We start from the raw sequence: 21513 nt of genomic DNA, 5'->3' as shown, positions 1-21513 counted from the left end.
TATGGCAGCCGATATTCTTGTAGTTGATGACGAAGCGGATATTCGGGAACTCGTTGCAGGTATCCTCAGCGACGAAGGCTATGAAACCCGCACAGCCTTTGATGCCGATAGTGCGCTTGCGGCGATTGATGATCGCGTGCCACGTTTGGTGTTTCTTGATATCTGGTTGCAGGGCAGCCGTCTTGATGGTCTTGCACTGCTCGATGAAATCAAGAAGCAGCATCCCGATCTGCCAGTGGTGATGATTTCCGGTCACGGCAATATTGAAACGGCTGTGTCTGCGATCCGTCGCGGTGCTTATGATTTCATTGAAAAGCCGTTCAAGGCGGATCGTCTCATTCTGGTTGCCGAACGTGCGCTGGAAACGTCGAAGCTGAAGCGTGAGGTTTCAAATCTGCGCAAGCGCGGCGGCAACAGTATGGAACTGATTGGCGCGTCACTTGCGATCAACCAGCTGCGCCAGACTATCGAGCGCGTTGCACCAACCAATAGCCGCATCATGATTACCGGCCCTTCGGGTGCAGGTAAAGAACTCGCGGCACGCGCCATTCATGCGCAATCGAGCCGCGCCAATGGCCCATTCGTGACCGTCAATGCTGCAACCATTACGCCAGAGCGTATGGAAATTGAGCTTTTCGGCACTGAAATGGATGGTGGTGAACGCAAGGTCGGTGCGCTTGAAGAAGCGCATGGCGGCATTCTTTATCTCGATGAAGTCGCCGACATGCCGCGCGAAACGCAGAACAAGATTTTACGCGTTCTCGTCGATCAGCAGTTTGAACGCGTTGGCGGAACCAAGCGCGTAAAGGTGGATGTCCGCATCATTTCCTCTACGGCACAGAACCTTGAAGGCATGATTGCCGAGGGTACTTTCCGCGAAGACCTTTTCCATCGCCTTTCTGTGGTGCCTGTACATGTGCCACCGCTTGCAGCGCGCCGCGAAGACATTCCATCGCTGGTCGAATATTTCATGACTCAGATTGCCGAGCAGGCCGGTATCAAACCGCGCAAAATCGGATCTGACGCCATGGCAGTTCTGCAGGCGCATAGCTGGCCGGGCAATATTCGCCAGCTGCGCAACAATGTTGAACGCCTGATGATTCTGGCGCGTGGCGATGACCCGGAAGCACCTGTAACCGCTGATCTTCTGCCTGCGGAAATTGGCGACACGCTGCCGCGCGCGCCGACTGAATCCGATCAGCACATCATGGCATTGCCGTTGCGTGAGGCGCGTGAGCGTTTCGAGAAGGAATATCTCATTGCGCAGATCAATCGCTTTGGTGGCAATATCTCGCGTACGGCTGAATTTGTCGGCATGGAACGCTCGGCATTGCATCGCAAGCTGAAGTCGCTCGGCGTTTAATATTCAAGTAGGCGGGATGATATGCGTGTAATCGTATGCGGAGCAGGGCAGGTCGGCTATGGTATTGCCGAGCGGCTTGCTGCCGAAGAAAATGACGTCTCCGTCATTGATACGTCCGCGCGCCATATCGAGATTGTCCGCGACACACTGGATGTGCGTGGCTTCGTCGGCCATGGCTCGCAACCGGATGTACTCGCCGCCGCCGGTGCCAACGAAGCCGATATGATTATTGCGGTGACGCTGTCTGACGAAGTCAACATGGTGGCCTGTCAGGTGGCGCATTCGGTTTTCAATGTGCCGACCAAGATTGCGCGCATTCGCGCACAGTCTTATCTCAAGGCCGAATATCAGGACCTGTTCCTGCGCGAAAACCTGCCCATTGATGTGATTATCTCGCCGGAGCTTGAGGTCGGTGAAGTGGTTTTGAGGCGCATCGCCTTACAGGGCGCGACCGATGTGCTGCGATTTGCCGATGATAAGATCATCGGTCTCGCCATCGAATGTCTGGAAGAATGCCCGGTTATCAATACGCCGCTGAAACAGCTATCCGACCTTTTTCCTGGACTGGCTGCGACAGTCGTGGGCGTTGTTCGCAATGGTAGCTTGTTTATTCCACGCTCCAACGATCAACTACATGCCGGTGATCTTGCCTATGTCGTCACGACCCGTGAGCAGGTCCGCAGAACGCTGTCATTATTCGGGCATGAGAAGCCGGAAGCGCATCGTATTGTTATCGCAGGCGGTGGTAATATCGGGCTTTATGTCGCCAAGGCTATTGAAGAGCGTAAGTGGCAGACGCGCATCAAGATGATCGAGAGCGAGCACGAGCGCGCCTTCGCGATTGCCGACCAGCTCAACCGGACCATGGTTCTGCATGGCAGTGCGCTTGACCAGGCACTTTTGCAGGAAGCCGATATCGAGGACGCCGATCTTTTTGTGGCGCTGACCAATCAGGATCAGGTCAATATCCTCTCCAGTATCATGGCCAAGCGCCTTGGCTGTAAGGCCAATATGGCTTTGATCAATACGGTTGCGTATCAGGATTTCACCCACATGGTGGGGATTGACGCCTATATCAATCCGAAAGCCGTTACCGTATCGAAGATATTGCAGCATGTCCGGCGTGGTCGTATCCGTGCCGTCTATAGTGTCTATCGGGACATGGCGGAAATCATTGAGGCGGAAGCGCTTGAGACGTCGTCGCTGGTCGGTGCGCCTCTGCGCGATCTCGATCTGCCGGAAGGCCTGCGAATCGGCGCAATCTATCGCGACGGACAGGTTATCCAGCCCAATGGCAATGTTCGCATCAAGCCGAAAGACCGTGTTGTGATCTTTGCGACCGCTGATGCTATCAAGCATGTGGAGCAAATGTTCCGCGTAAGCCTCGAGTTCTTCTAGCTAGCAATTTGATGTATCTATTTTATTAGCTGATCTTTATATGATGCCGCAGTTCTTCTTCCTCGGTGTCATTCATGGATATCTGCACTTTCTGGTATGGGCCGCGGCTGCGCGATGTTGATCGCATCTGTCTGGCATCGATGGTGATGACCGGTCAGCGTGTGAAGCTGTTTTCATACGCGCCTATCGAGAACGTGCCAGCGGGCGTCGAACTACACGATGCCAGCAGCATTCTGCCTGAGCTGGTGTTTAAGCGTCTTGATCCCGGCTATCCGAATTTCCACAGCCGGACAACGATCGTTCAGTTCAGCGATATTTTCCGTATAATGCTGATGAAGCATAAGCAGGGTGTGTGGCTTGATACGGATGTTTACCTGCTCAAGCAGTTTCATCCCGACCCGTCAAAACCATATCTCGCGCGCGAGAATCGATTCCGTGTTGGCGTGTCCGCGCTTTATCTGCCGCATGACCATCCGATTATCCGCGAATTTGAAGCTTATGTGGCTGCCAGCTATCCGTTGCCGCGTTGGCTTGGATTGCGACGTGGAAAGCTGCGCCCGCTTTATTATCGCGTGATCGGTAAGGAAGTTACGCCCGCCGCCATTGGAATCACTATTTTTGGAAATGACGGCATATCCCGGCTGGCGCGCAAGTATGGCATCTTCAGAAATGCAGCTCCGCAGGAGAATTTCTATTACTGGGTCGGTAAGGAAGCGACGCGGATTTACGATCCGGCTTATGGGATTGAACCTACCAAACATCCTGATTTCATTGGCTTTCATATCCATAAGAAGCATAAGGAAGTCGTCTCGATGCAACCGGGAAGCTTCTATATGTGGGCGATTGACCGCGTGAGACCGCTGCTTGGTGAGCCACTTTCTTTCGAGCAAAATCAGTGCTCATCCGTTGGTGCCTAGAAAGAATTGCTTGCCTGCATTTGAATTTGCTGGTTGCGCAAAGATTCCCATCCTGTTAACCGAAGCTAAAGAGCGAAGCAGTTGTCTTTCCACAGCAATTGCGATCAGTGCCAGGCTTTGCGCAATCCGGGTGCTTGATTTATGTGTGCGCGCGTGTTCGTCTGGCATTAAACGAACAAACTGCTGATCGATTAAAGGAATAAAAACAATGGCTGAACGATCGCAAAATCTTCAAGACCTTTTCCTCAATTCTGTACGCAAGCAGAAAATTTCACTGACCATCTTCCTTATTAATGGCGTGAAGCTCACGGGTATCGTGACGTCCTTTGACAATTTCTGCGTATTGCTGCGTCGCGATGGTCATTCGCAGCTTGTTTACAAGCATGCAATTTCGACCATCATGCCGAGCCAGCCGGTACAGATGTTCGAGGGTGAGGAAGTCTGACGCTTATCAGTTTATAACTGACCAGTTTTATGCTGGAGCGTGGTGATCTCTTGAAACTGTCACACCGCTCCAGTTTTTTCGATTCCGATCCACGCCCGGTTTGGGCAATATGGATCATGATTTGATTAGCCGGGGCGTCTTCTGTTTGAAACCGCAAGTGCGGAGACCTATCTGCTGGATAGTTCGTTTCCGTATCCCGGAGTAAGTTTATTTGTCGAAATTCAAGGGTAAGAACGTATCGCCTGCCGATGAAAACAAGGGATTTGGTGTGTCTGAACCAGAACCCACAAGAGCGGCGGTTATCGTTCCAATTTTGCCAGAGCGGCACAATACAAGCACTGCAAGTGAAGAAGGCGAGAGACCCCAGTTCCAGCGCTCCAATGAAGCGCGGCTGGAAGAAGCCGTCGGTCTTGCGCGTGCGATCAATCTCGAAATTGCCCATGCCGAAAACGTGATCGTCAATCAGCCGAGGCCTGCGACCCTTCTGGGAACCGGCAAGGTTGAGGCTGTTGCTGAAGTCGTCAAAGAAAAGGCGATTGGCCTTGTTATCGTTGATCATGCGCTGACGCCTGTGCAGCAGCGCAATCTTGAAAAAGAGTGGAACGTCAAGGTTATTGACCGTACCGGCCTCATTCTCGAGATTTTCGGCGAGAGAGCGCGCACCAAGGAAGGTGCGTTGCAGGTTGAGCTTGCGCATCTGAACTATCAGAAGGGCCGTCTGGTACGAAGCTGGACTCACCTTGAGCGTCAGCGCGGCGGTAGCGGCTTCCTCGGTGGTCCGGGTGAAACGCAGATCGAAGCCGACAGACGTATGCTTCAAGACAAGATTTTGAAGATCAAGCGTGAGCTTGAAACGGTTGTGCGTACGCGTACGCTGCACCGGCAGAAGCGCCGCAAGGTGCCGCATCCGGTTGTCGCGCTCGTTGGTTATACGAATGCGGGCAAATCAACGCTGTTCAATCGTATGACGGGCGCGGATGTGCTGGCGGAAGATATGCTGTTCGCCACGCTCGACCCGACATTGCGTCGTATTCGTTTGCCGCATGGCGAGACGGTTATTCTGTCGGATACTGTGGGTTTCATTTCGAACCTTCCGCACCATCTGGTTGCTGCATTCCGTGCAACACTGGAAGAAGTGGTTGAGGCCGATCTGATTCTGCATGTTCGCGACATTTCTGACCCCGACAATGCAGCACAGGCCGAGGATGTCGAAAGCATTCTGTCTGGTCTCGACGTCGAGCCGCATGATCATAAGCGCGTGATCCAGATATGGAACAAGATCGACAATCTGGATGAAGCTGGCCGTGAAGCGGCTTCCCGTCTGGCGGCTGCAGGCAGCGAGGAGGGACGTCCCATCCCGCTTTCAGCCTGGACCGGTGAAGGCGTTGACAGGTTGCTTTCTTTGATCGAGACCCGCATTGCAGGCGCGCTTGGCACTGTTGATGTTGTGCTTTCTCCGTCCGAGCTTCGTATCCTCGACTGGATGTACCAGCATGGCAGCGACGTGAAGCGCGAAGATCTGGAAGATGGCTCTGTTCGTATTCAGGCCCGCCTGACTGAAACGGCACGCAAAATGCTCGATGAGAAACGCGGCATTAAGCCTGTCGAACAGGATTCCGACTGGGATTGATCGGCATCTTGCGGAACAGGGCTGCAAAGCCCTATGTATGGAACATCCGTACGATTCATATTCGCCATAAATATGCAGAGGCCCATTATGAGAGATCCCATTGAAACCGTCATGAACCTCGTGCCGATGGTGGTCGAGCAGACCAACCGTGGCGAGCGGGCCTATGATATCTTCTCGCGCTTGCTGAAAGAACGCATTATCTTCGTCAACGGTCCTGTCGAAGATGGCATGTCGATGCTGATCTGCGCGCAGTTGCTCTTCCTCGAGTCTGAAAACCCGAAGAAAGAGATCAACATGTACATCAATTCGCCAGGTGGCGTTGTTACGTCCGGCATGGCGATCTACGACACGATGCAGTTCATCAAGCCTCCTGTTTCCACGCTCTGCATGGGCCAGGCTGCTTCCATGGGCTCGCTGCTTCTGACTGCAGGCGCCACTGGCCAGCGTTATGCGTTGCCAAATGCCCGCATCATGGTTCACCAGCCTTCGGGCGGCTTCCAGGGGCAGGCGTCGGATATCGAGCGTCATGCGCAGGACATCATCAAGATGAAGCGCCGTCTGAATGAAACCTACGTCAAGCACACCGGTCGCGATTATGAGACGATTGAGCGTACCCTTGATCGCGATCATTTCATGACCGCACAGGAAGCTCTCGAGTTCGGTTTGATCGATAAGGTGATCGAATCGCGCGACGCAGGCACTGAAGAAGCCACGTAATTTTGAGGAGGCAGTTTGACTGCCTCTCCATATTTTGGTGCTCTTTGCCACAAAAGCGGCTTATTTGTTGTTCGTACCTGAAGGTTAACGAGTGGCGTTAAGCATCTGTTGGGGTTCAGTGCGCTAAAATCGCTCAGATTGTGCAGAAACTGGCGGGAATGGCGATTTTTCAATTGTTCCCCGCCTAAGGTTCTGCAAAAGTCGCCAAAAAGGCTTCTTCGGTCGGGAAGCCTGCGGTGACTGGAATCCAGAGAATGTAAGCAGTGCGTTTTGACTGCTGATACGACCATTGAGGCGACGGTGTATTGTTCCCTCAATTGGATCCGAACCGGAAGAAACGATTGAAGTGGGCGCATCGCGGAATAGCGTTCAATTCGGTCAATTGAAAGGAAACTGCAATGAGCAAAGTCAGCAACAGCGGCGGCGATTCAAAGAATACGCTTTATTGCTCGTTCTGTGGCAAAAGCCAGCATGAAGTTCGTAAGCTGATTGCAGGCCCGACCGTATTTATCTGCGACGAGTGCGTCGAACTTTGCATGGACATCATCCGCGAGGAAAACAAAACCTCGATGGTGAAGTCGCGCGAAGGTGTACCTACGCCGCAGGAAATTATGGACGTTCTTGACGATTATGTCATCGGCCAGAAGGGCGCCAAGCGCGTTCTCGCTGTAGCCGTGCACAATCACTACAAGCGTCTCGCGCATCAGACGAAGAGCAGCGACATCGAACTGGCAAAGTCCAACATTCTGTTGGTTGGCCCTACGGGTTGCGGCAAGACCTATCTTGCTCAGACACTCGCACGCATTATCGATGTTCCGTTCACCATGGCTGATGCCACGACGCTAACAGAAGCCGGCTATGTCGGTGAAGACGTCGAAAACATCATTCTAAAGCTGCTTCAGTCGGCTGATTACAACGTTGAACGCGCACAGCGTGGCATCGTTTATATCGACGAAGTCGATAAGATCAGCCGCAAGTCGGACAATCCTTCGATCACCCGCGATGTGTCGGGCGAAGGCGTTCAGCAGGCGCTTCTGAAGATCATGGAAGGCACCGTTGCTTCCGTACCGCCGCAGGGTGGTCGCAAGCATCCGCAGCAGGAATTCCTGCAGGTGGATACGACGAACATTCTGTTCATCTGCGGTGGTGCTTTTGCTGGTCTCGACAAGATCATCTCGGCACGCGGCGAGAAGACATCGATTGGTTTCGGTGCAAACGTGAAGTCGGTTGATGAGCGTCGTATCGGTGACGTGTTCAAGGAACTGGAACCCGAAGATCTGCTGAAATTCGGTCTCATTCCGGAATTCGTCGGTCGTCTGCCTGTTATCGCCACTCTGGAAGATCTGGATGTCGATGCACTGGTACAGATCCTGACCGAGCCAAAGAACGCGCTCGTGAAGCAGTATCAGCGTCTGTTCGACATGGAAAGCGTCGAGCTGAGCTTCCACGACGACGCTCTGCGCGCGATTGCCAACAAGGCGGTTGAACGCAAGACCGGTGCTCGCGGCCTGCGCTCGATCATGGAAAAGATCCTGCTCGACACGATGTTCGAGCTTCCAACGCTGGAAGGCGTACAGGAAGTGGTCATTTCCGGTGATGTTGTGGATGGAAGCGCTCGTCCGCTCTATATCTACGCTGAGCGGCAGGAAGAAAAGGGCAATGCGTCGGCCTGACGATTGCGAGAACTTTTGGAAAAGGCCGCGCAAGCGGCCTTTTTCTTGTCTATGTCTTGGCTGATGCTGAATACAACGAGCGCTTGTTATTGTACAAATTCCCGTGACGGCGCAGGATAGATGACGATTCTATGAATGCTGCCCCTTAAAGCAGCTTGAATTAAGGAGTTCGACACTCCAATTATGGACCGAAGCACTGGTTGTGGACTGCCTCATAATGAAAGGGGCCACAGCCTGTGGCAATCGGGTCGAATGACCTGAGAAAGGACTGAATAATGACGGGTATTGAACAGAAGACCCCAGCGGGTGGCGAAGACGGGCTGTATGCCGTTCTGCCGTTGCGCGATATCGTAGTCTTCCCCCATATGATTGTTCCGCTGTTTGTTGGACGTGAAAAGTCGATCAAAGCACTTGAAGAAGTGATGGGTGTCGACAAGCAGATTCTGCTCGCAACGCAGAAGAATGCGGCTGACGACGATCCGGCACCGGATGCAATCTATGAAATCGGCACGATCGCCAATGTGCTGCAGCTTCTCAAGCTGCCAGACGGTACCGTCAAGGTTCTCGTCGAAGGCACCGCGCGCGCTAAGGTTTCCAAGTTTACCGATCGTGAGGATTATCACGAAGCTTACGCAACGGCTCTGCCTGAGCCGGAAGAAGATGCTGTTGAAGTTGAGGCTCTGGCCCGCTCGGTGGTTTCCGACTTCGAAAACTACGTCAAGCTGAACAAGAAGATTTCGCCGGAAGTGGTTGGTGCTGCCAGCCAGATCGACGACTATTCCAAGCTCGCCGATACGGTTGCTTCGCATCTCGCAATCAAGATTCCTGAAAAGCAGGAAATGTTGTCGATTCTCTCGGTGCGTGAGCGTCTTGAGAAGGCACTTGCCTTCATGGAATCCGAGATTTCGGTTCTGCAGGTTGAGAAGCGCATCCGTGGCCGCGTTAAGCGCCAGATGGAAAAGACGCAGCGCGAATATTACCTCAACGAACAGATGAAGGCGATCCAGAAGGAACTTGGTGATGGTGAGGATGGTCGCGATGAAGCGGCTGAACTCGAAGAACGCATCAACAAGACCAAGCTTTCCAAGGAAGCTCGCGAAAAGGCACAGGCTGAGCTGAAGAAGCTACGCAGCATGAGCCCGATGTCGGCGGAAGCGACTGTTGTTCGTAACTATCTCGACTGGCTGCTGTCTATTCCTTGGGGCAAGAAGTCGAAGATCAAGCAGGATCTGAACTTTGCCGAAGGCGTACTCGGTGACGATCACTTTGGTCTGGAAAAGGTCAAGGAGCGCATTGTCGAGTATCTCGCGGTGCAGGCTCGCTCGACCAAGATCAAGGGTCCGATCCTTTGCCTCGTTGGACCTCCCGGCGTTGGTAAGACCTCGCTTGCTCGTTCGATTGCCAAGGCTACCGGCCGTGAATATGTCCGTATGTCGCTCGGCGGCGTGCGTGACGAGGCTGAAATCCGCGGTCATCGCCGCACCTATATCGGCTCGATGCCCGGCAAGGTCATTCAGTCGATGAAGAAAGCGAAGAAGTCCAACCCGCTCTTCCTGCTCGATGAAATCGACAAGATGGGCCAGGATTTCCGTGGCGATCCATCATCGGCAATGCTTGAGGTGCTGGACCCAGAACAGAACTCAACCTTCATGGATCACTACCTTGAGGTTGAATATGATCTGTCGAACGTCATGTTCGTGACGACCGCCAATACGCTGAACATTCCTGGTCCGCTTCTGGACCGTATGGAAGTCATCCGTATTGCCGGTTACACCGAAGATGAAAAGCTCGAGATTGCCAAGCGCCACCTGCTGCCAAAGGCGATCAAGGATCATGCTCTGCAGCCGAAGGAGTTTTCGGTCACGGACGATGCGCTGCGTAACGTTATCCGTCTTTACACGCGTGAAGCCGGTGTTCGTAGCCTTGAACGTGAGATGATGACTCTGGCACGTAAGGCCGTGACCGAGATTCTGAAGTCGAAGAAGAAGTCGGTGAAGATCACTGACAAGAACCTCTCCGATTATCTCGGTGTCGAGCGCTTCCGTTATGGTCAGATTGATGGCGAAGATCAGGTCGGTGTTGTCACAGGCCTGGCATGGACCGAAGTGGGCGGCGAATTGCTGACCATCGAAGGTGTCATGATGCCTGGTAAGGGCCGTATGACTGTCACGGGTAATCTCCGTGATGTGATGAAGGAATCGATTTCTGCGGCGGCATCTTATGTTCGCTCGCGTGCTGTTGATTTCGGCATCGAACCTCCGTTGTTCGACAAGCGCGACATACACGTTCACGTACCGGAAGGTGCGACACCAAAGGATGGCCCGTCGGCTGGTATCGCCATGGTCACGGCAATTGTCTCTGTTATGACCGGTATCCCGGTTCGTAAGGACGTTGCGATGACCGGTGAAGTGACGTTGCGTGGACGTGTTCTGCCGATCGGTGGTCTCAAGGAAAAGCTGCTTGCTGCATTGCGTGGCGGCATCAAGAAGGTTCTGATCCCGGAAGAAAACGCCAAGGATCTGGCGGATATTCCGGACAATGTGAAGAACAATCTTGAGATCGTTCCAGTGTCGCGAGTCGGTGAAGTGCTGAAACATGCACTGGTTCGTGAGCCGCAGCCGATCGAGTGGACAGAGCCTGAAACGCCTGTTGCATCCGCTCCTGTGGACGACGATGCAGGTGTTTCAACAGCACATTAGTCATTGCTAGTGGCTAATAAGCATACAATGCCGGGCTAAATGCCCGGCATTTCTGTGTTTAACCCCGGTTTTCCGGGGTTTTTTCGTGTTGACAGGCTTGGTTTGTCAACCGATTTGAATAAACTGCACCCAATCCGGTCGCGTTATTCGTTCCGGTAGATAAAGAAAGGAAATGCCTATGAACAAGAACGAATTGGTCGCCGCAGTAGCGGAAAAGGGCGGTTTGACTAAGGCCGACGCAGGAACTGCTGTTGACGCTGTACTCGCAGCTGTCACCGGTGCTCTCAAGGCTGGCGAAGAAGTACGCCTGCCAGGCTTCGGCGTTTTCTCCGTTTCGCATCGCGCAGCTTCGACTGGCCGTAACCCTTCGACCGGTATGGAAGTTGCTATTCCTGCCCGCAACGTGCCGAAGTTCTCGGCTGGCAAGGGCCTGAAGGATGCCGTTAACGGCTAATCCTTATGAACTGGCGCGGCATGATCGCGATCAGTTATGCGAGAAGGCCCGGTTTGACCGGGCTTTTTTCATTTCTACGGTCTATGGTTTCGATTGGGAGGTTTCGCGATGCGCTTTCGTAAAATGAGTATGGCTCTCCCGGTTATTGGCTTCGCAGGGCTCCTTTTCGGTATCCAATCCTCGCAAGCGGAAAGCTGTGGCGAGCAGGTCTTTCAGGACACCAAATTCATCATCTGTACGGTGAAGGCCAAAGAAAACCTGCGTCTGTTCTGGAAGGGCGCAGATGGCGAGCCTTATCGCAATTTCTCGAAAGTTGCGGATGCTGAGGCTGCACAAGGCAAAACGCTGTCGTTCGCGTTTAATGCGGGAATGTACAGGGAAGATTTCGCGCCTATGGGGCTCTATGTCGAGGACGGGCAGGAACTGGTTGCTGCCGATACGAAAGTGCCTCAGCGCGCGTCTGGCCCAGTTCCGAACTTCTATAAAAAGCCCAATGGTGTTTTCTATTTTAGTGATGACAGCGCCGGCATTGTTTCGACCGACAGGTTTTTGAAACGTCGGCCGCAGGCGCGCTTTGCGACTCAATCCGGACCGATGCTGGTCATTCAGAACAAGCTCAATCCGATTCTGATCAAAGGATCGACGGACCGGACCCGCAGAAGTGGTGTTGGTGTTTGCGCCGATGAGACCATCCGCTTTGCCATCAGCGAAGATGCGGTGAATTTCTATGATTTCGCGTCACTGTTTCGAGACGAGCTGAAATGCGCGAACGCACTGTTCCTCGACGGTGGTGGCGGTGCTGGAATTTACAATCCAGCCATGGGGAGAAACGATATCTCGTGGCATGGCGGATATGGGCCAGTTGTTGGTCTTGTAGAATAAAAAAAGCCGGGCATTGCCCGGCTAGATAATTATTCAGCAGCTTCTGCTTTGCCCTTTGGGCGTCGCTCCAGCAGTTCTTTCAGGAACTGGCCTGTATAAGAGCGCTTTTCCTTCACGATATCTTCCGGACGTCCAACTGCCACGATCTCGCCGCCGCCATCACCACCTTCCGGACCAAGATCGATAACCCAGTCGGCAGTCTTGATGACTTCGAGATTGTGCTCGATGACCACAACCGTATTGCCCTGTTCGACCAGCTCGTGCAGCACTTCGAGAAGCTTTGCAACGTCGTGGAAGTGCAGGCCGGTTGTCGGCTCGTCAAGAATATAGAGTGTGCGACCCGTTGCGCGGCGCGACAGTTCCTTGGCGAGTTTCACGCGCTGCGCTTCACCACCCGAAAGTGTCGTTGCCTGCTGACCGACCTTGATATAGCCGAGGCCAACCTTCACCAGCGTTTCAAGCTTGTCACGCACGGCTGGAACTGCGGAGAAGAACTCAGCGCCTTCCTCAACCGTCATGTCGAGAACATCGGCAATCGACTTGCCTTTGAACTGCACTTCCAGCGTTTCGCGGTTGTAGCGCTTGCCGTGACAGACATCACAGGTGACATAGACATCCGGCAGGAAGTGCATCTCAATCTTGATGACGCCATCGCCTTGGCAGGCCTCACAGCGTCCACCTTTCACGTTGAACGAGAAGCGTCCGGGCTGATAACCGCGAGCCTTGGCTTCCGGCAGACCAGCGAACCAATCGCGCATCGGTGTAAACGCGCCGGTATAGGTCGCCGGGTTGGAACGCGGCGTGCGGCCAATCGGCGACTGATCGATGTCGATGACTTTATCAAGGAATTCGAGCCCTTCGATGCGGTCATGCTCCGCCGGATGTTCGCGCGAGCCCATGATACGGCGCGAAGCGGCCTTGAACAGCGTTTCGATCAGGAATGTTGATTTACCACCACCCGAGACACCGGTAACGGCTGTAAATGTGCCAAGCGGAATATCCGCTGAAACATCCTTCAGATTGTTGCCACGCGCGCCGACAACGCGGATGCGCTTGTTCTTGGTTAGCTTGCGGCGCTCAGCGGGAACAGCTACTTCCATCGCACCCGACAGATATTTGCCGGTGAGCGAATTCGGGTTGGACATAACGTCTTTCGGCGTGCCCTGCGCGATGATCTTGCCGCCATGAACACCAGCTGCAGGGCCGATATCGACCACATAGTCTGCTGTCAGGATCGCATCTTCATCGTGTTCGACGACGATAACGGTATTGCCGAGATCGCGTAGGTGACGAAGTGTGTCGAGAAGGCGGGCATTGTCGCGCTGATGCAAGCCAATGGACGGCTCATCGAGCACGTAAAGCACACCAGTCAGACCGGAGCCGATTTGTGAGGCAAGGCGAATACGCTGGCTTTCACCACCCGAAAGCGTGCCGGAATTGCGTGCCAGTGTCAGATAGTCGAGACCAACATCGTTGAGGAATTCCAGACGTTCGCGGATTTCCTTGAGAATACGGGCAGCTATTTCGCGCTGCTTGTCGTTGAATGTGCCATCGACATCGCGGAACCACTGATCCGCATTACGGATCGACATGCTGGTGATTTCACCGATATGTTTCATGCCAACCTTCACCGCCAGCGCTTCCGGCTTCAGGCGAAAGCCTTTACAGGCCGGGCAGGGCGTCGAAGACATGAAGCGTTCGATTTCTTCGCGCGACCATGCCGAATCGGTTTCTTTCCAGCGGCGCTCGAGATTGGGAATCACACCTTCAAAAGCCTTGGTGGTCTGATAGGAACGCAGGCCATCATCATACTGGAAGGTGATTTCCTTGCCCTTAGTGCCATAGAGAATGGCGTCCTGTGCTTCACCGGAAAGATCCGACCACTTGGCACTGACCTTAAAACCATAGGCTTTGCCGAGCGCTTCGAGCGTCTGATTATAATAAGGCGAAGATGAGCGAGCCCAGGGCGCAATCGCTCCATCTTTCAGGGCAGCATTCACATCTGGAACAATCAGGTTTGGATCGATTGCCTGCTGCGTGCCCAGGCCGTCACAGGTCGGACAGGCGCCAAACGGATTGTTGAAGGAAAACAGGCGCGGCTCGATTTCCGGGATTGTAAAGCCGGAAACAGGGCAGGCGAATTTTTCCGAGAACATTACGCGTTCATGTGTCTCGTTGGCCGATTTGTTCGCGGCACCACCTCCGGCAGTTTCTTCCGGCGGCAGTGGCTTGTCGGCAAATTCGGCGATCGCCAGACCTTCAGCGAGCTTGAGGCAGGTTTCAAGGCTGTCGGCGAGGCGGGTCGAGAGATCAGCGCGTACCACAACACGGTCCACGACCACATCAATATCGTGCTTGTACTTCTTGTCGAGGGCTGGAACGTCAGCGATTTCATAGAAGGTGCCATCGACCTTCACACGCTGAAACCCCTTTTTCTGAAGCTCGGCCAGCTCTTTCTTGTATTCGCCTTTACGACCGCGAACGATAGGCGCGAGGATATAAAGTCGCGTGCCTTCCTCAAATGTCAAAACCCGATCAACCATCTGGCTGACTGTCTGGCTCTCAATCGGCAGGCCGGTGGCTGGCGAATAAGGTACGCCCACACGCGCGAAAAGCAGGCGCATATAGTCGTAGATTTCAGTGACGGTGCCGACAGTCGAGCGCGGATTGCGGCTTGTCGTCTTCTGTTCGATGGAGATGGCAGGGGACAGACCGTCGATCTGATCGACATCCGGCTTCTGCATCATCTCAAGGAACTGGCGCGCATAAGCCGAAAGGCTTTCGACATAGCGGCGCTGACCTTCCGCATAGATCGTATCGAAGGCCAGCGATGATTTGCCGGAGCCTGAGAGACCTGTCATCACGATCAGCTTGTCGCGTGGCAGATCTAGGTCGACATTTTTCAGATTGTGTTCACGCGCGCCACGTATGGAAATGAATTTCTGATCGCTCATTCCGCGTCCTGCCTGTTTGGTCATGTCATGGAGTGTTCGGGCGCCGATATACGTCGCGCCGCTCCATAATATGGGGATGAACCCCTTCCAGGGAAAGGGGGCCGGTCAATCGTTCGATGCAGATTTAGCACCAGAACAAAGATCGAACAACCAGCCTTCTGATAGGCGATACGAAATGTGAACGCAAGAGCGTTGACTGTTACTCCTGACAGGAGCAGACTACATTTACTCGCTGAATGGGGAGATATCGGAAGGGATGAAACGATATCGACAAGAGGTCCCAGTCAGTCGAGCCAACGCAACAGGGAGGTAAAGGAGCATGAGTCCACCTGACTACGTTGCCTAGCTTTCATATTGATGAAAGCACAATTGCTTGCGGTCATAGCTGCCTCATCTGCAAGGAATGATGCATTTTTGATTGAAACAGGTAATTGCAGAAAATTTAAAACATGCGCGGAAATATGGTCTCGTACCTCAGATTTCCGATTAGATTTATCGGCGAAGTACTGTCGATATAAGAGCATTGCTCAACCCCAAGCCCTGCGCGCCTAATAAACAGTGAGCGGCAGGGCTTATCTCTGTTCTCTCAAGAATTATCTGCTGAAAATTGTCAGTAGTTATTGCGTTTTGAACAAAACAAGAACATAACTTCTGTGGAACACTATTAAAATAGCCCCTCCAATGAGAGCGCATGGAGAGTGGCTGTTGTAGAGTGTTTGCTGAGTTTCTGGTGATGGCGCATGGTTGCGCCTGATCTTTATTTTGGAAAGCACCCCTTGTCTGGATAAATCTGGATGAAGTCTGGATGAAGACGTGCGGGAAGGCGTGCTTGCGAGACCCGGAGTAAGTTTTCGATGGCTGGTAGCGTCAACAAAGTCATTCTGGTCGGCAATCTTGGTGCCGATCCTGAAATTCGTCGCCTCAATTCAGGTGATCAGATCGCCAATCTGCGCATTGCGACTTCGGAAAGCTGGCGCGACCGTCAGACCGGCGAACGCAAGGATCGTACCGAATGGCACAGCGTTGTCATTTTCAACGAAAATCTTGCCAAGGTTGCCGAGCAGTATCTGAAAAAGGGTGCCAAGGTTTATATCGAAGGCGCGCTCCAGACCCGCAAGTGGCAGGACCAGAACGGCAACGACCGCTACAGCACCGAAATCGTGTTGCAGAAGTTCCGCGGCGAGCTTCAGATGCTCGATGGCCGTGGTGAAGGCGGCGGCGAAGGTCGCTCATTCGGCGGTGGTGGCGGTGGCAATCGCAACCAGATGTCGGATTATTCCGGCGGCGGCGGTGATTTCGGTTCCTCCGGCCCATCCAATCAGGGTGGCGGCGGCGGTGGTTTCTCCCGCGATCTCGACGACGAAATTCCATTCTGAGAGCGGATATAATCTGCTTTATAAGATAAACACGATAAGGCGCTGTTTTTACAGCGCCTTTTCTATTGGTTGTTAGCGGCCAAAATCAAAGACAGCACAAACTAGGAGCGCATTTAAAGCGCATCCTCACAAGTGCGAACCGGTTTTGGGAACAAGATGCGCGTAAAAACAAAGAGATAGAGCAGTTCCAATGATTCGGTTTTAACAGAAACCGCTCTAAAGAGGCTTATCAGTGTGGTCTATCCGGATATGTGATCTGCTCGCCGTCTTCTTTCGTGAATGAAGCAACGGGATTTTCCAGAAGAGGCAGAACCAGTTCTGAAGGGCGGCATAGTCTCGTGCCGAGCGGTGTTTCTACAATAGGCCGATTGATCAGGATTGGATGAGCCATCATGAAGTCGATCAGCGCGTCATCGCTCCATTTCGGGTCAGACAAGTTGAGTTCGACATAAGGTGTGCCTTTCTCGCGCAACAATTCCCGCGGCTTTACATTCATGGCCGCCAGAAGCCCTGTCAGACGTTCCCGTGTAGGCGGGTTTTGTACATATTCGATGATGACTGGTTCTTCACCGCTGGCGCGGATGATTGCCAACGTATTGCGCGAAGTGCCGCATTTCGGGTTGTGAAAAATAGTCACTGTCATCGGCGTTTTCCTGCCTGAATTAGTTACAGAATAATTCCTTAAACTTGAATCAGTTTAAGGTAAAACTATGCTGTAAATATAAAGTGTTAGAGCGACTTTTGTGCGCCAAAAAGGGCGCACGGCGCACTCGTGGATTGAGTTTGTCGTTTGAATCCCGGCTGACACTTATGCTGAGCAAATGTTAGAATCAGACCACTAGTGCGTGATTAAAGCCGCTTCTGGGTCGCTTTTAGCAGTATCTGAATTAGTATGATCTAGTTCATGTCATTCATCTGAGGGTCGCCGGGATAAGTCTCGATTGAGAATTCCATATTGTCGGCAGAGAACCGGGTGAGCGAATATTGGATCGGTTCCCCATCTGTGTTCACATTGATAGCCTTGGCTGTCAGCACAATGGCGCCTGGCGAAAGTTTCAAATGTTTCAGATCATCCGAATCTGCATGTCGGGCGGATATGATTGTCGATTTGCGGAAATAATCCGTAAGACCTGCTTTTCTGAACGCCACGGTGACAGAACCACTCTCTGCATAGTCCGTAGTGATTTCCGGAAATTTTTCGGCGCTAATCCAAAGTGTAGCGCGCGACACAGGGCGTCCGTCGGCACTGTGTAAGGTTTCCAGTTGCGTAACAGGTGAACCGATCTCAATCGCAAGAGCTTCGGCTATGTCTTGAGAAGCGGGCACTGTGTCGGAAGCGAGCAATGCGCCCTTCATGTCGCGTACCTGCGAAGCCAGCGATTGTGAAATACGCGTGCGGCGCCCGATCTGGTAGGTGAGGCGTTTTGCATTGGCGATAAAGGTGCCGCGTCCTTGTTCCGCGCGCAATACGCCTTCCTGCGTAAGAGCCGCAATTGCGCTGCGCACCGTATGGCGATTGACGCCAAATCGTTCTGCCAGGTCCATTTCGGCTGGCATACGCGCGCCCGTAGCAAGTTTCCCGGCCATGATGTCGCCGCGTATCTCGTCGGCAATCTGCCGCCAGATGGCTACACCGCTGTTTCTCTCAATCCGTCCGCTCTTTTTCATCTGCGCCTTTGTCGTCAATTGTCATCGTCCTGTCATTGGCAGGGTGTATTCATTCTGGTATTGTATAGTTGTCTATATGAATAGACAATTAAGGCGATCAAGTCAACCGGATTAGATAGGGCGGATAAGCTCATGAACACGACGGGGCATACTACGCGGCACAGCACAGTTGAAAGTGGAGGTGGCTCCACCGCTGGAAGCAATTTGGCGCCGGATGCAACGCAAGCAGCACGTCAGGCCAGTATGGCGCTCCTCGCTCGCGCAAGCGGCGAAGAATTGAAAACGTTCTGGCAGAACTGGGCAGACAAGCCTGAATTTGAAGTTTTGCGTGGTCCGGAAACCGGACTTGTTATGATGCGCGGTAGTATTGGCGGTGGCGGTGCTCCGTTCAATGTTGGCGAGGCAACCGTCACCCGCGCAACTGTTCGTCTGGCGAATGGCTCGGTTGGGCACTCCTATGCGCTGGGACGTGATCAGGAAAAGGCGAAGCTGGCTGCACTGTTTGATGCGCTCTGGCTCGATGAGGCCACCCGCGATGCGATCGAAAGCAGCGTGCTCAATGCATTGCGTGGTCGTGTCGATACTGCGGATGCAAAACGGCGCGGCGAAGCTGCTGCCACGAAGGTCGATTTCTTCACAATGGTTCGGGGAGATAACTGATGCTCCATTCTTCTTCTGCATTTGAAGGCGGACTGGCTGATCCAGTCAATGAAGCGCAGTCGGCGTTTCATGCAGTCATGCACGCAATGGCCAATCCTGGTCGTATCCATTCGCTGCCTAGTGCGGCTGTGCCATCAAAGCCGCTTACGCCTGAGCTTGGCCTGATCGCAGCAACGCTTCTTGATCACGACGCAAGCGTCTGGGTCGATGCTGAAATAGCAGCCAATCAGGACGCAACGGCATGGCTGACATTCCATACCGGTGCACCAATCGTCGGCGATCAGTCGAAAGCGCAGTTCGCACTTGTAACGGATGCGCAATCGTTGCCGGCACTTGCTTCCTTCGCGCAGGGAGACCCTGAATTTCCGGATCGTTCGACGACTGTTGTTCTAGCAGTTTCGTCGTTGACGAGTGGGCAGGGTTTCAGCCTCAAAGGCCCGGGCATCAAGGATGAAACTGTGCTGACTGTTGATGGTTTGCCGCAGGATTTTGCTGCGCAGTGGCGTGAAAATGGCGTGTTGTTTCCGCTGGGTATCGATCTGGTGCTCGTCGCTGACGGCAAAGTCGCAGCGCTTCCCCGCACCACGCGTATAGCAAGTTTGGAGGATTGATCCATGTATGTTGCTGTAAAGGGCGGTGAAACCGCCATCCGCAATGCCCACCGTCTGCTTGATGATCGCCGTCGTGGCGACCGCTCGGTTCCGGCGTTGCGTCTTGACCAAATTGCCGAACAGCTGGGTCTCGCCGTTGATCGCGTCATGGCCGAAGGTTCGCTTTATGACCGAGAACTCGCAGCACTTGCCGTGCGCCAGTCGCGGGGCGATCTGATTGAGGCAATCTTTCTGGTTCGTGCCTACCGCACAACCCTGCCGCGTTTTGGCTATTCGCTACCCCTTGAGACCGCGAATATGCTGATCGAACGCCGCATTTCGGCCACCTATAAAGATCTGCCCGGCGGGCAGCTGTTGGGACCGACATTTGACTACACGCATCGTCTGCTTGATCCGGAACTGGCGGGTGATGTCAGTGTTCCCGAGCCGGAAGTGCGTGCGACTGAGCCTGAAGAAACGCCACGCGTGACCGATATTCTCGGTGTCAACGGCATGATCGAAGAAGACGGTGCGATGCCGGAAGGGCATGAGCCGGGCGATCTTACCCGCGAACCTTGGACGTTCCCGATGCCGCGTGATCTGCGCTTGCAGGCTTTGGCGCGCGGTGATGAAGGCTTCCTGCTGGCGCTGGGTTATTCCACGCAGCGCGGTTATGGCAACACGCATCCATTTGTCGGTGAAATCCGCATTGGCGAGGTGGAGGTTGAATTCGATGTGCCTGAGCTCGGCTTTGCCGTTTCGCTTGGCCGTGTTCAGCTGACCGAATGCCAGATGGTGAGCCAGTTCAAAGGCTCGTCCAAGCAGGCTCCACAGTTTACTCGTGGCTATGGTCTGGTGTTCGGACAAAGCGAGCGCAAAGCCATGTCGATGTCGCTTTGCGACCGGGCGCTGCGTGTCCGCGAATTCGATGCGGATGTGACAGCACCCGCGCAGGACGAAGAATTCGTCATCTCCCATTCCGATAATGTGCAGTCGACGGGCTTCGTCGAGCATCTGAAATTGCCCCATTACGTGGACTTTCAGGCCGAGCTTGATCTCATCCGCCGTATGCGTGCGGAATATGAACAAGCGAACAACGAGACTGAAGTTTTGGCAACCGAAGCAGCAGCCAATATCGGCACAGGCAAGGAAGCAGCAGCCAATATTGCCGCAGGCAAGGAAGCAGCAGAATGAGCGATCTAGCCAATTACAATTTCGCCTATCTGGACGAGCAGACAAAGCGGATGATCCGTCGTGCTATCCTGAAAGCCATTGCTATTCCGGGCTATCAGGTTCCGTTCGCAAGCCGTGAAATGCCGATGCCTTATGGCTGGGGCACAGGCGGCGTGCAGGTGACGGCGGCAATTCTCGGTCAGGATGATGTGCTCAAAGTTATCGATCAGGGCGCTGATGATACGACCAATGCCGTTTCCATCCGGGCATTCTTCCAGAAAACTGCCGATGTTGCCGTGACCACCCATACGGGTGAGGCGACTATCATCCAGACACGTCACCGCATTCCTGAGTATCCGCTGACTGAAGGGCAGGTGATTGTCTATCAGGTGCCAATTCCTGAGCCGCTGCGTTTTTTGGAGCCGCGTGAAACCGAAACGCGCAAGATGCACGCGCTTGCCGAATATGGCCTCATGCATGTGAAGCTTTACGAAGATATCGCGCGCCACGGCCATATCGCCAAGACCTATGATTATCCGGTGATGATCGAAGGGCGCTATGTCATGGCACCGTCGCCGACGCCCAAGTTCGACAATCCAAAGATGCATATGTCGCCAGCTTTGCAGCTTTTTGGTGCCGGTCGTGAAAAGCGTATCTATGCCGTACCGCCTTATACGGATGTCGTGAGCCTCGATTTCGAGGATCATCCATTCGAAGTGCAGAAATTCAAACAGCCTTGCGCATTGTGTGGCGCTCGCGGCGTCTATCTCGACGAAGTCGTGCTCGATGACCGTGGCGGCTCGATGTTTGTCTGCTCCGACACCGATTATTGTGAAGATCGTCAGGCGAATGGTCACTTTGGTCATCTGGCAGCGAACAATGAGGCCGCAGCCAAGGGAGCCCTGAAATGAGTA

At 53.6% G+C, this 21513-nt stretch carries 18 protein-coding genes and 1 pseudogene; 16 read left to right on the top strand and 3 right to left on the bottom strand.

The features are described 5' to 3' along the window. The first annotated feature begins 1 nt into the window (after window position 1). The 11 genes and pseudogenes from ntrX to ABWV94_RS03265 all read left to right on the top strand — a co-directional run bounded on the left by ntrX (window position 2) and on the right by ABWV94_RS03265 (window position 12178). Complete coding sequence (gene ntrX, locus ABWV94_RS03315) at window positions 2-1363, top strand: nitrogen assimilation response regulator NtrX (protein WP_007875116.1); 1362 nt, start codon at window positions 2-4, stop codon at window positions 1361-1363. 21 nt (window positions 1364-1384) lie between these two features. After that, window positions 1385-2761 (top strand): Trk system potassium transporter TrkA, encoded by a 1377-nt coding sequence (trkA, locus tag ABWV94_RS03310; RefSeq protein ID WP_007875115.1) that lies wholly within the window; start codon window positions 1385-1387, stop codon window positions 2759-2761. A gap of 74 nt (window positions 2762-2835) precedes the next feature. Next, window positions 2836-3678, top strand: coding sequence for a glycosyltransferase (locus tag ABWV94_RS03305; protein WP_007875114.1), 843 nt, complete (start codon window positions 2836-2838; stop codon window positions 3676-3678). Continuing rightward, window positions 3653-3881 (top strand): annotated as a pseudogene (locus ABWV94_RS03300) (hypothetical protein). The gene ABWV94_RS03305 and the pseudogene ABWV94_RS03300 overlap by 26 nt, the downstream one beginning before the upstream one ends. A 5-nt stretch (window positions 3882-3886) precedes the next feature. Beyond that, on the top strand, window positions 3887-4123 hold the full coding sequence (gene hfq, locus ABWV94_RS03295) for an RNA chaperone Hfq (protein WP_007875113.1): 237 nt from the start codon (window positions 3887-3889) through the stop codon (window positions 4121-4123). Between the two features lie 211 nt (window positions 4124-4334). Next, the gene (gene hflX, locus ABWV94_RS03290) at window positions 4335-5753 is read left to right on the top strand and encodes a GTPase HflX (RefSeq protein ID WP_079211936.1); all 1419 of its coding nucleotides are present in this window, start codon (window positions 4335-4337) and stop codon (window positions 5751-5753) included. Window positions 5754-5840: 87 nt separating this feature from the next. Further along, window positions 5841-6470 carry an ATP-dependent Clp endopeptidase proteolytic subunit ClpP gene (gene clpP / locus ABWV94_RS03285; RefSeq protein WP_113498466.1) on the top strand — a complete coding sequence of 210 codons (630 nt, stop codon included), beginning with the start codon at window positions 5841-5843 and terminating at the stop codon, window positions 6468-6470. 398 nt (window positions 6471-6868) lie between these two features. Continuing rightward, on the top strand, window positions 6869-8143 hold the full coding sequence (clpX, locus tag ABWV94_RS03280) for an ATP-dependent Clp protease ATP-binding subunit ClpX (RefSeq protein WP_007875108.1): 1275 nt from the start codon (window positions 6869-6871) through the stop codon (window positions 8141-8143). A gap of 275 nt (window positions 8144-8418) precedes the next feature. Next, window positions 8419-10842, top strand: coding sequence for an endopeptidase La (gene lon, locus ABWV94_RS03275; protein WP_007875107.1), 2424 nt, complete (start codon window positions 8419-8421; stop codon window positions 10840-10842). A gap of 178 nt (window positions 10843-11020) precedes the next feature. Beyond that, on the top strand, window positions 11021-11296 hold the full coding sequence (locus tag ABWV94_RS03270) for an HU family DNA-binding protein (RefSeq protein WP_007875106.1): 276 nt from the start codon (window positions 11021-11023) through the stop codon (window positions 11294-11296). A gap of 108 nt (window positions 11297-11404) precedes the next feature. Further along, on the top strand, window positions 11405-12178 hold the full coding sequence (locus ABWV94_RS03265) for a phosphodiester glycosidase family protein (RefSeq protein ID WP_502905149.1): 774 nt from the start codon (window positions 11405-11407) through the stop codon (window positions 12176-12178). A 29-nt stretch (window positions 12179-12207) separates the two neighbouring features. On the opposite strand, the gene uvrA is transcribed toward ABWV94_RS03265, so the two are convergent. Then, on the bottom strand, window positions 12208-15132 hold the full coding sequence (uvrA, locus tag ABWV94_RS03260) for an excinuclease ABC subunit UvrA (RefSeq protein WP_113498455.1): 2925 nt from the start codon (window positions 15130-15132) through the stop codon (window positions 12208-12210). 854 nt (window positions 15133-15986) lie between these two features. Between uvrA and ssb the strand changes: the two genes are divergently transcribed. Then, window positions 15987-16508, top strand: coding sequence for a single-stranded DNA-binding protein (gene ssb, locus ABWV94_RS03255; protein ID WP_079211933.1), 522 nt, complete (start codon window positions 15987-15989; stop codon window positions 16506-16508). Window positions 16509-16737: 229 nt separating this feature from the next. Here the strand turns inward: ssb and arsC are convergent, their stop codons facing one another. Together arsC and phnF are read right to left on the bottom strand one after the other, a co-directional pair. Further along, window positions 16738-17151, bottom strand: coding sequence for an arsenate reductase (glutaredoxin) (gene arsC, locus ABWV94_RS03250; protein WP_113498454.1), 414 nt, complete (start codon window positions 17149-17151; stop codon window positions 16738-16740). 254 nt (window positions 17152-17405) lie between these two features. Further along, a complete protein-coding gene (phnF, locus tag ABWV94_RS03245) occupies window positions 17406-18176 on the bottom strand; it encodes a phosphonate metabolism transcriptional regulator PhnF (protein WP_039859800.1) in 771 nt (256 codons plus the stop codon). A gap of 132 nt (window positions 18177-18308) precedes the next feature. On the opposite strand from phnF, the gene phnG reads away from it, so the two are divergent. The 4 genes from phnG to ABWV94_RS03225 are packed head-to-tail and all read left to right on the top strand — an operon-like array spanning window position 18309 to window position 21510. Beyond that, window positions 18309-18836 (top strand): phosphonate C-P lyase system protein PhnG, encoded by a 528-nt coding sequence (gene phnG / locus ABWV94_RS03240; RefSeq protein ID WP_113498453.1) that lies wholly within the window; start codon window positions 18309-18311, stop codon window positions 18834-18836. After that, on the top strand, window positions 18836-19447 hold the full coding sequence (gene phnH / locus ABWV94_RS03235) for a phosphonate C-P lyase system protein PhnH (protein WP_079211930.1): 612 nt from the start codon (window positions 18836-18838) through the stop codon (window positions 19445-19447). Before phnG ends, phnH begins: the two co-directional genes overlap by 1 nt. Before the next feature lie 3 nt (window positions 19448-19450). Continuing rightward, window positions 19451-20620 (top strand): carbon-phosphorus lyase complex subunit, encoded by a 1170-nt coding sequence (locus ABWV94_RS03230; RefSeq protein WP_105518596.1) that lies wholly within the window; start codon window positions 19451-19453, stop codon window positions 20618-20620. Continuing rightward, a complete protein-coding gene (locus ABWV94_RS03225) occupies window positions 20617-21510 on the top strand; it encodes an alpha-D-ribose 1-methylphosphonate 5-phosphate C-P-lyase PhnJ (protein ID WP_007875096.1) in 894 nt (297 codons plus the stop codon). Before ABWV94_RS03230 ends, ABWV94_RS03225 begins: the two co-directional genes overlap by 4 nt. The last annotated feature ends 3 nt before the right edge of the window (window positions 21511-21513 follow it).

Source organism: Brucella sp. NBRC 12953, assembly GCF_040369775.1.
Classification (GTDB): domain Bacteria; phylum Pseudomonadota; class Alphaproteobacteria; order Rhizobiales; family Rhizobiaceae; genus Brucella; species Brucella pseudogrignonensis.
Note: the sequence above shows the minus strand (reverse complement) of the source record. Positions and strands in the feature narration are given on the sequence as shown.

Bases quoted from the DNA above. Each gene is read 5' to 3' on its own strand.
- ntrX (WP_007875116.1), top strand. From the start codon at position 2: ATGGCAGCCGATATTCTTGTAGTTGATGACGAAGCGGATATTCGGGAA.
- trkA (WP_007875115.1), top strand. From the start codon at position 1,385: ATGCGTGTAATCGTATGCGGAGCAGGGCAGGTCGGCTATGGTATTGCC.
- ABWV94_RS03305 (WP_007875114.1), top strand. From the start codon at position 2,836: ATGGATATCTGCACTTTCTGGTATGGGCCGCGGCTGCGCGATGTTGAT.
- hfq (WP_007875113.1), top strand. From the start codon at position 3,887: ATGGCTGAACGATCGCAAAATCTTCAAGACCTTTTCCTCAATTCTGTA.
- clpP (WP_113498466.1), top strand. From the start codon at position 5,841: ATGAGAGATCCCATTGAAACCGTCATGAACCTCGTGCCGATGGTGGTC.
- clpX (WP_007875108.1), top strand. From the start codon at position 6,869: ATGAGCAAAGTCAGCAACAGCGGCGGCGATTCAAAGAATACGCTTTAT.
- lon (WP_007875107.1), top strand. From the start codon at position 8,419: ATGACGGGTATTGAACAGAAGACCCCAGCGGGTGGCGAAGACGGGCTG.
- ABWV94_RS03270 (WP_007875106.1), top strand. From the start codon at position 11,021: ATGAACAAGAACGAATTGGTCGCCGCAGTAGCGGAAAAGGGCGGTTTG.
- ABWV94_RS03265 (WP_502905149.1), top strand. From the start codon at position 11,405: ATGCGCTTTCGTAAAATGAGTATGGCTCTCCCGGTTATTGGCTTCGCA.
- uvrA (WP_113498455.1), bottom strand. From the start codon at position 15,132: ATGAGCGATCAGAAATTCATTTCCATACGTGGCGCGCGTGAACACAAT.
- ssb (WP_079211933.1), top strand. From the start codon at position 15,987: ATGGCTGGTAGCGTCAACAAAGTCATTCTGGTCGGCAATCTTGGTGCC.
- arsC (WP_113498454.1), bottom strand. From the start codon at position 17,151: ATGACAGTGACTATTTTTCACAACCCGAAATGCGGCACTTCGCGCAAT.
- phnF (WP_039859800.1), bottom strand. From the start codon at position 18,176: ATGAAAAAGAGCGGACGGATTGAGAGAAACAGCGGTGTAGCCATCTGG.
- phnG (WP_113498453.1), top strand. From the start codon at position 18,309: ATGAACACGACGGGGCATACTACGCGGCACAGCACAGTTGAAAGTGGA.
- phnH (WP_079211930.1), top strand. From the start codon at position 18,836: ATGCTCCATTCTTCTTCTGCATTTGAAGGCGGACTGGCTGATCCAGTC.
- ABWV94_RS03230 (WP_105518596.1), top strand. From the start codon at position 19,451: ATGTATGTTGCTGTAAAGGGCGGTGAAACCGCCATCCGCAATGCCCAC.
- ABWV94_RS03225 (WP_007875096.1), top strand. From the start codon at position 20,617: ATGAGCGATCTAGCCAATTACAATTTCGCCTATCTGGACGAGCAGACA.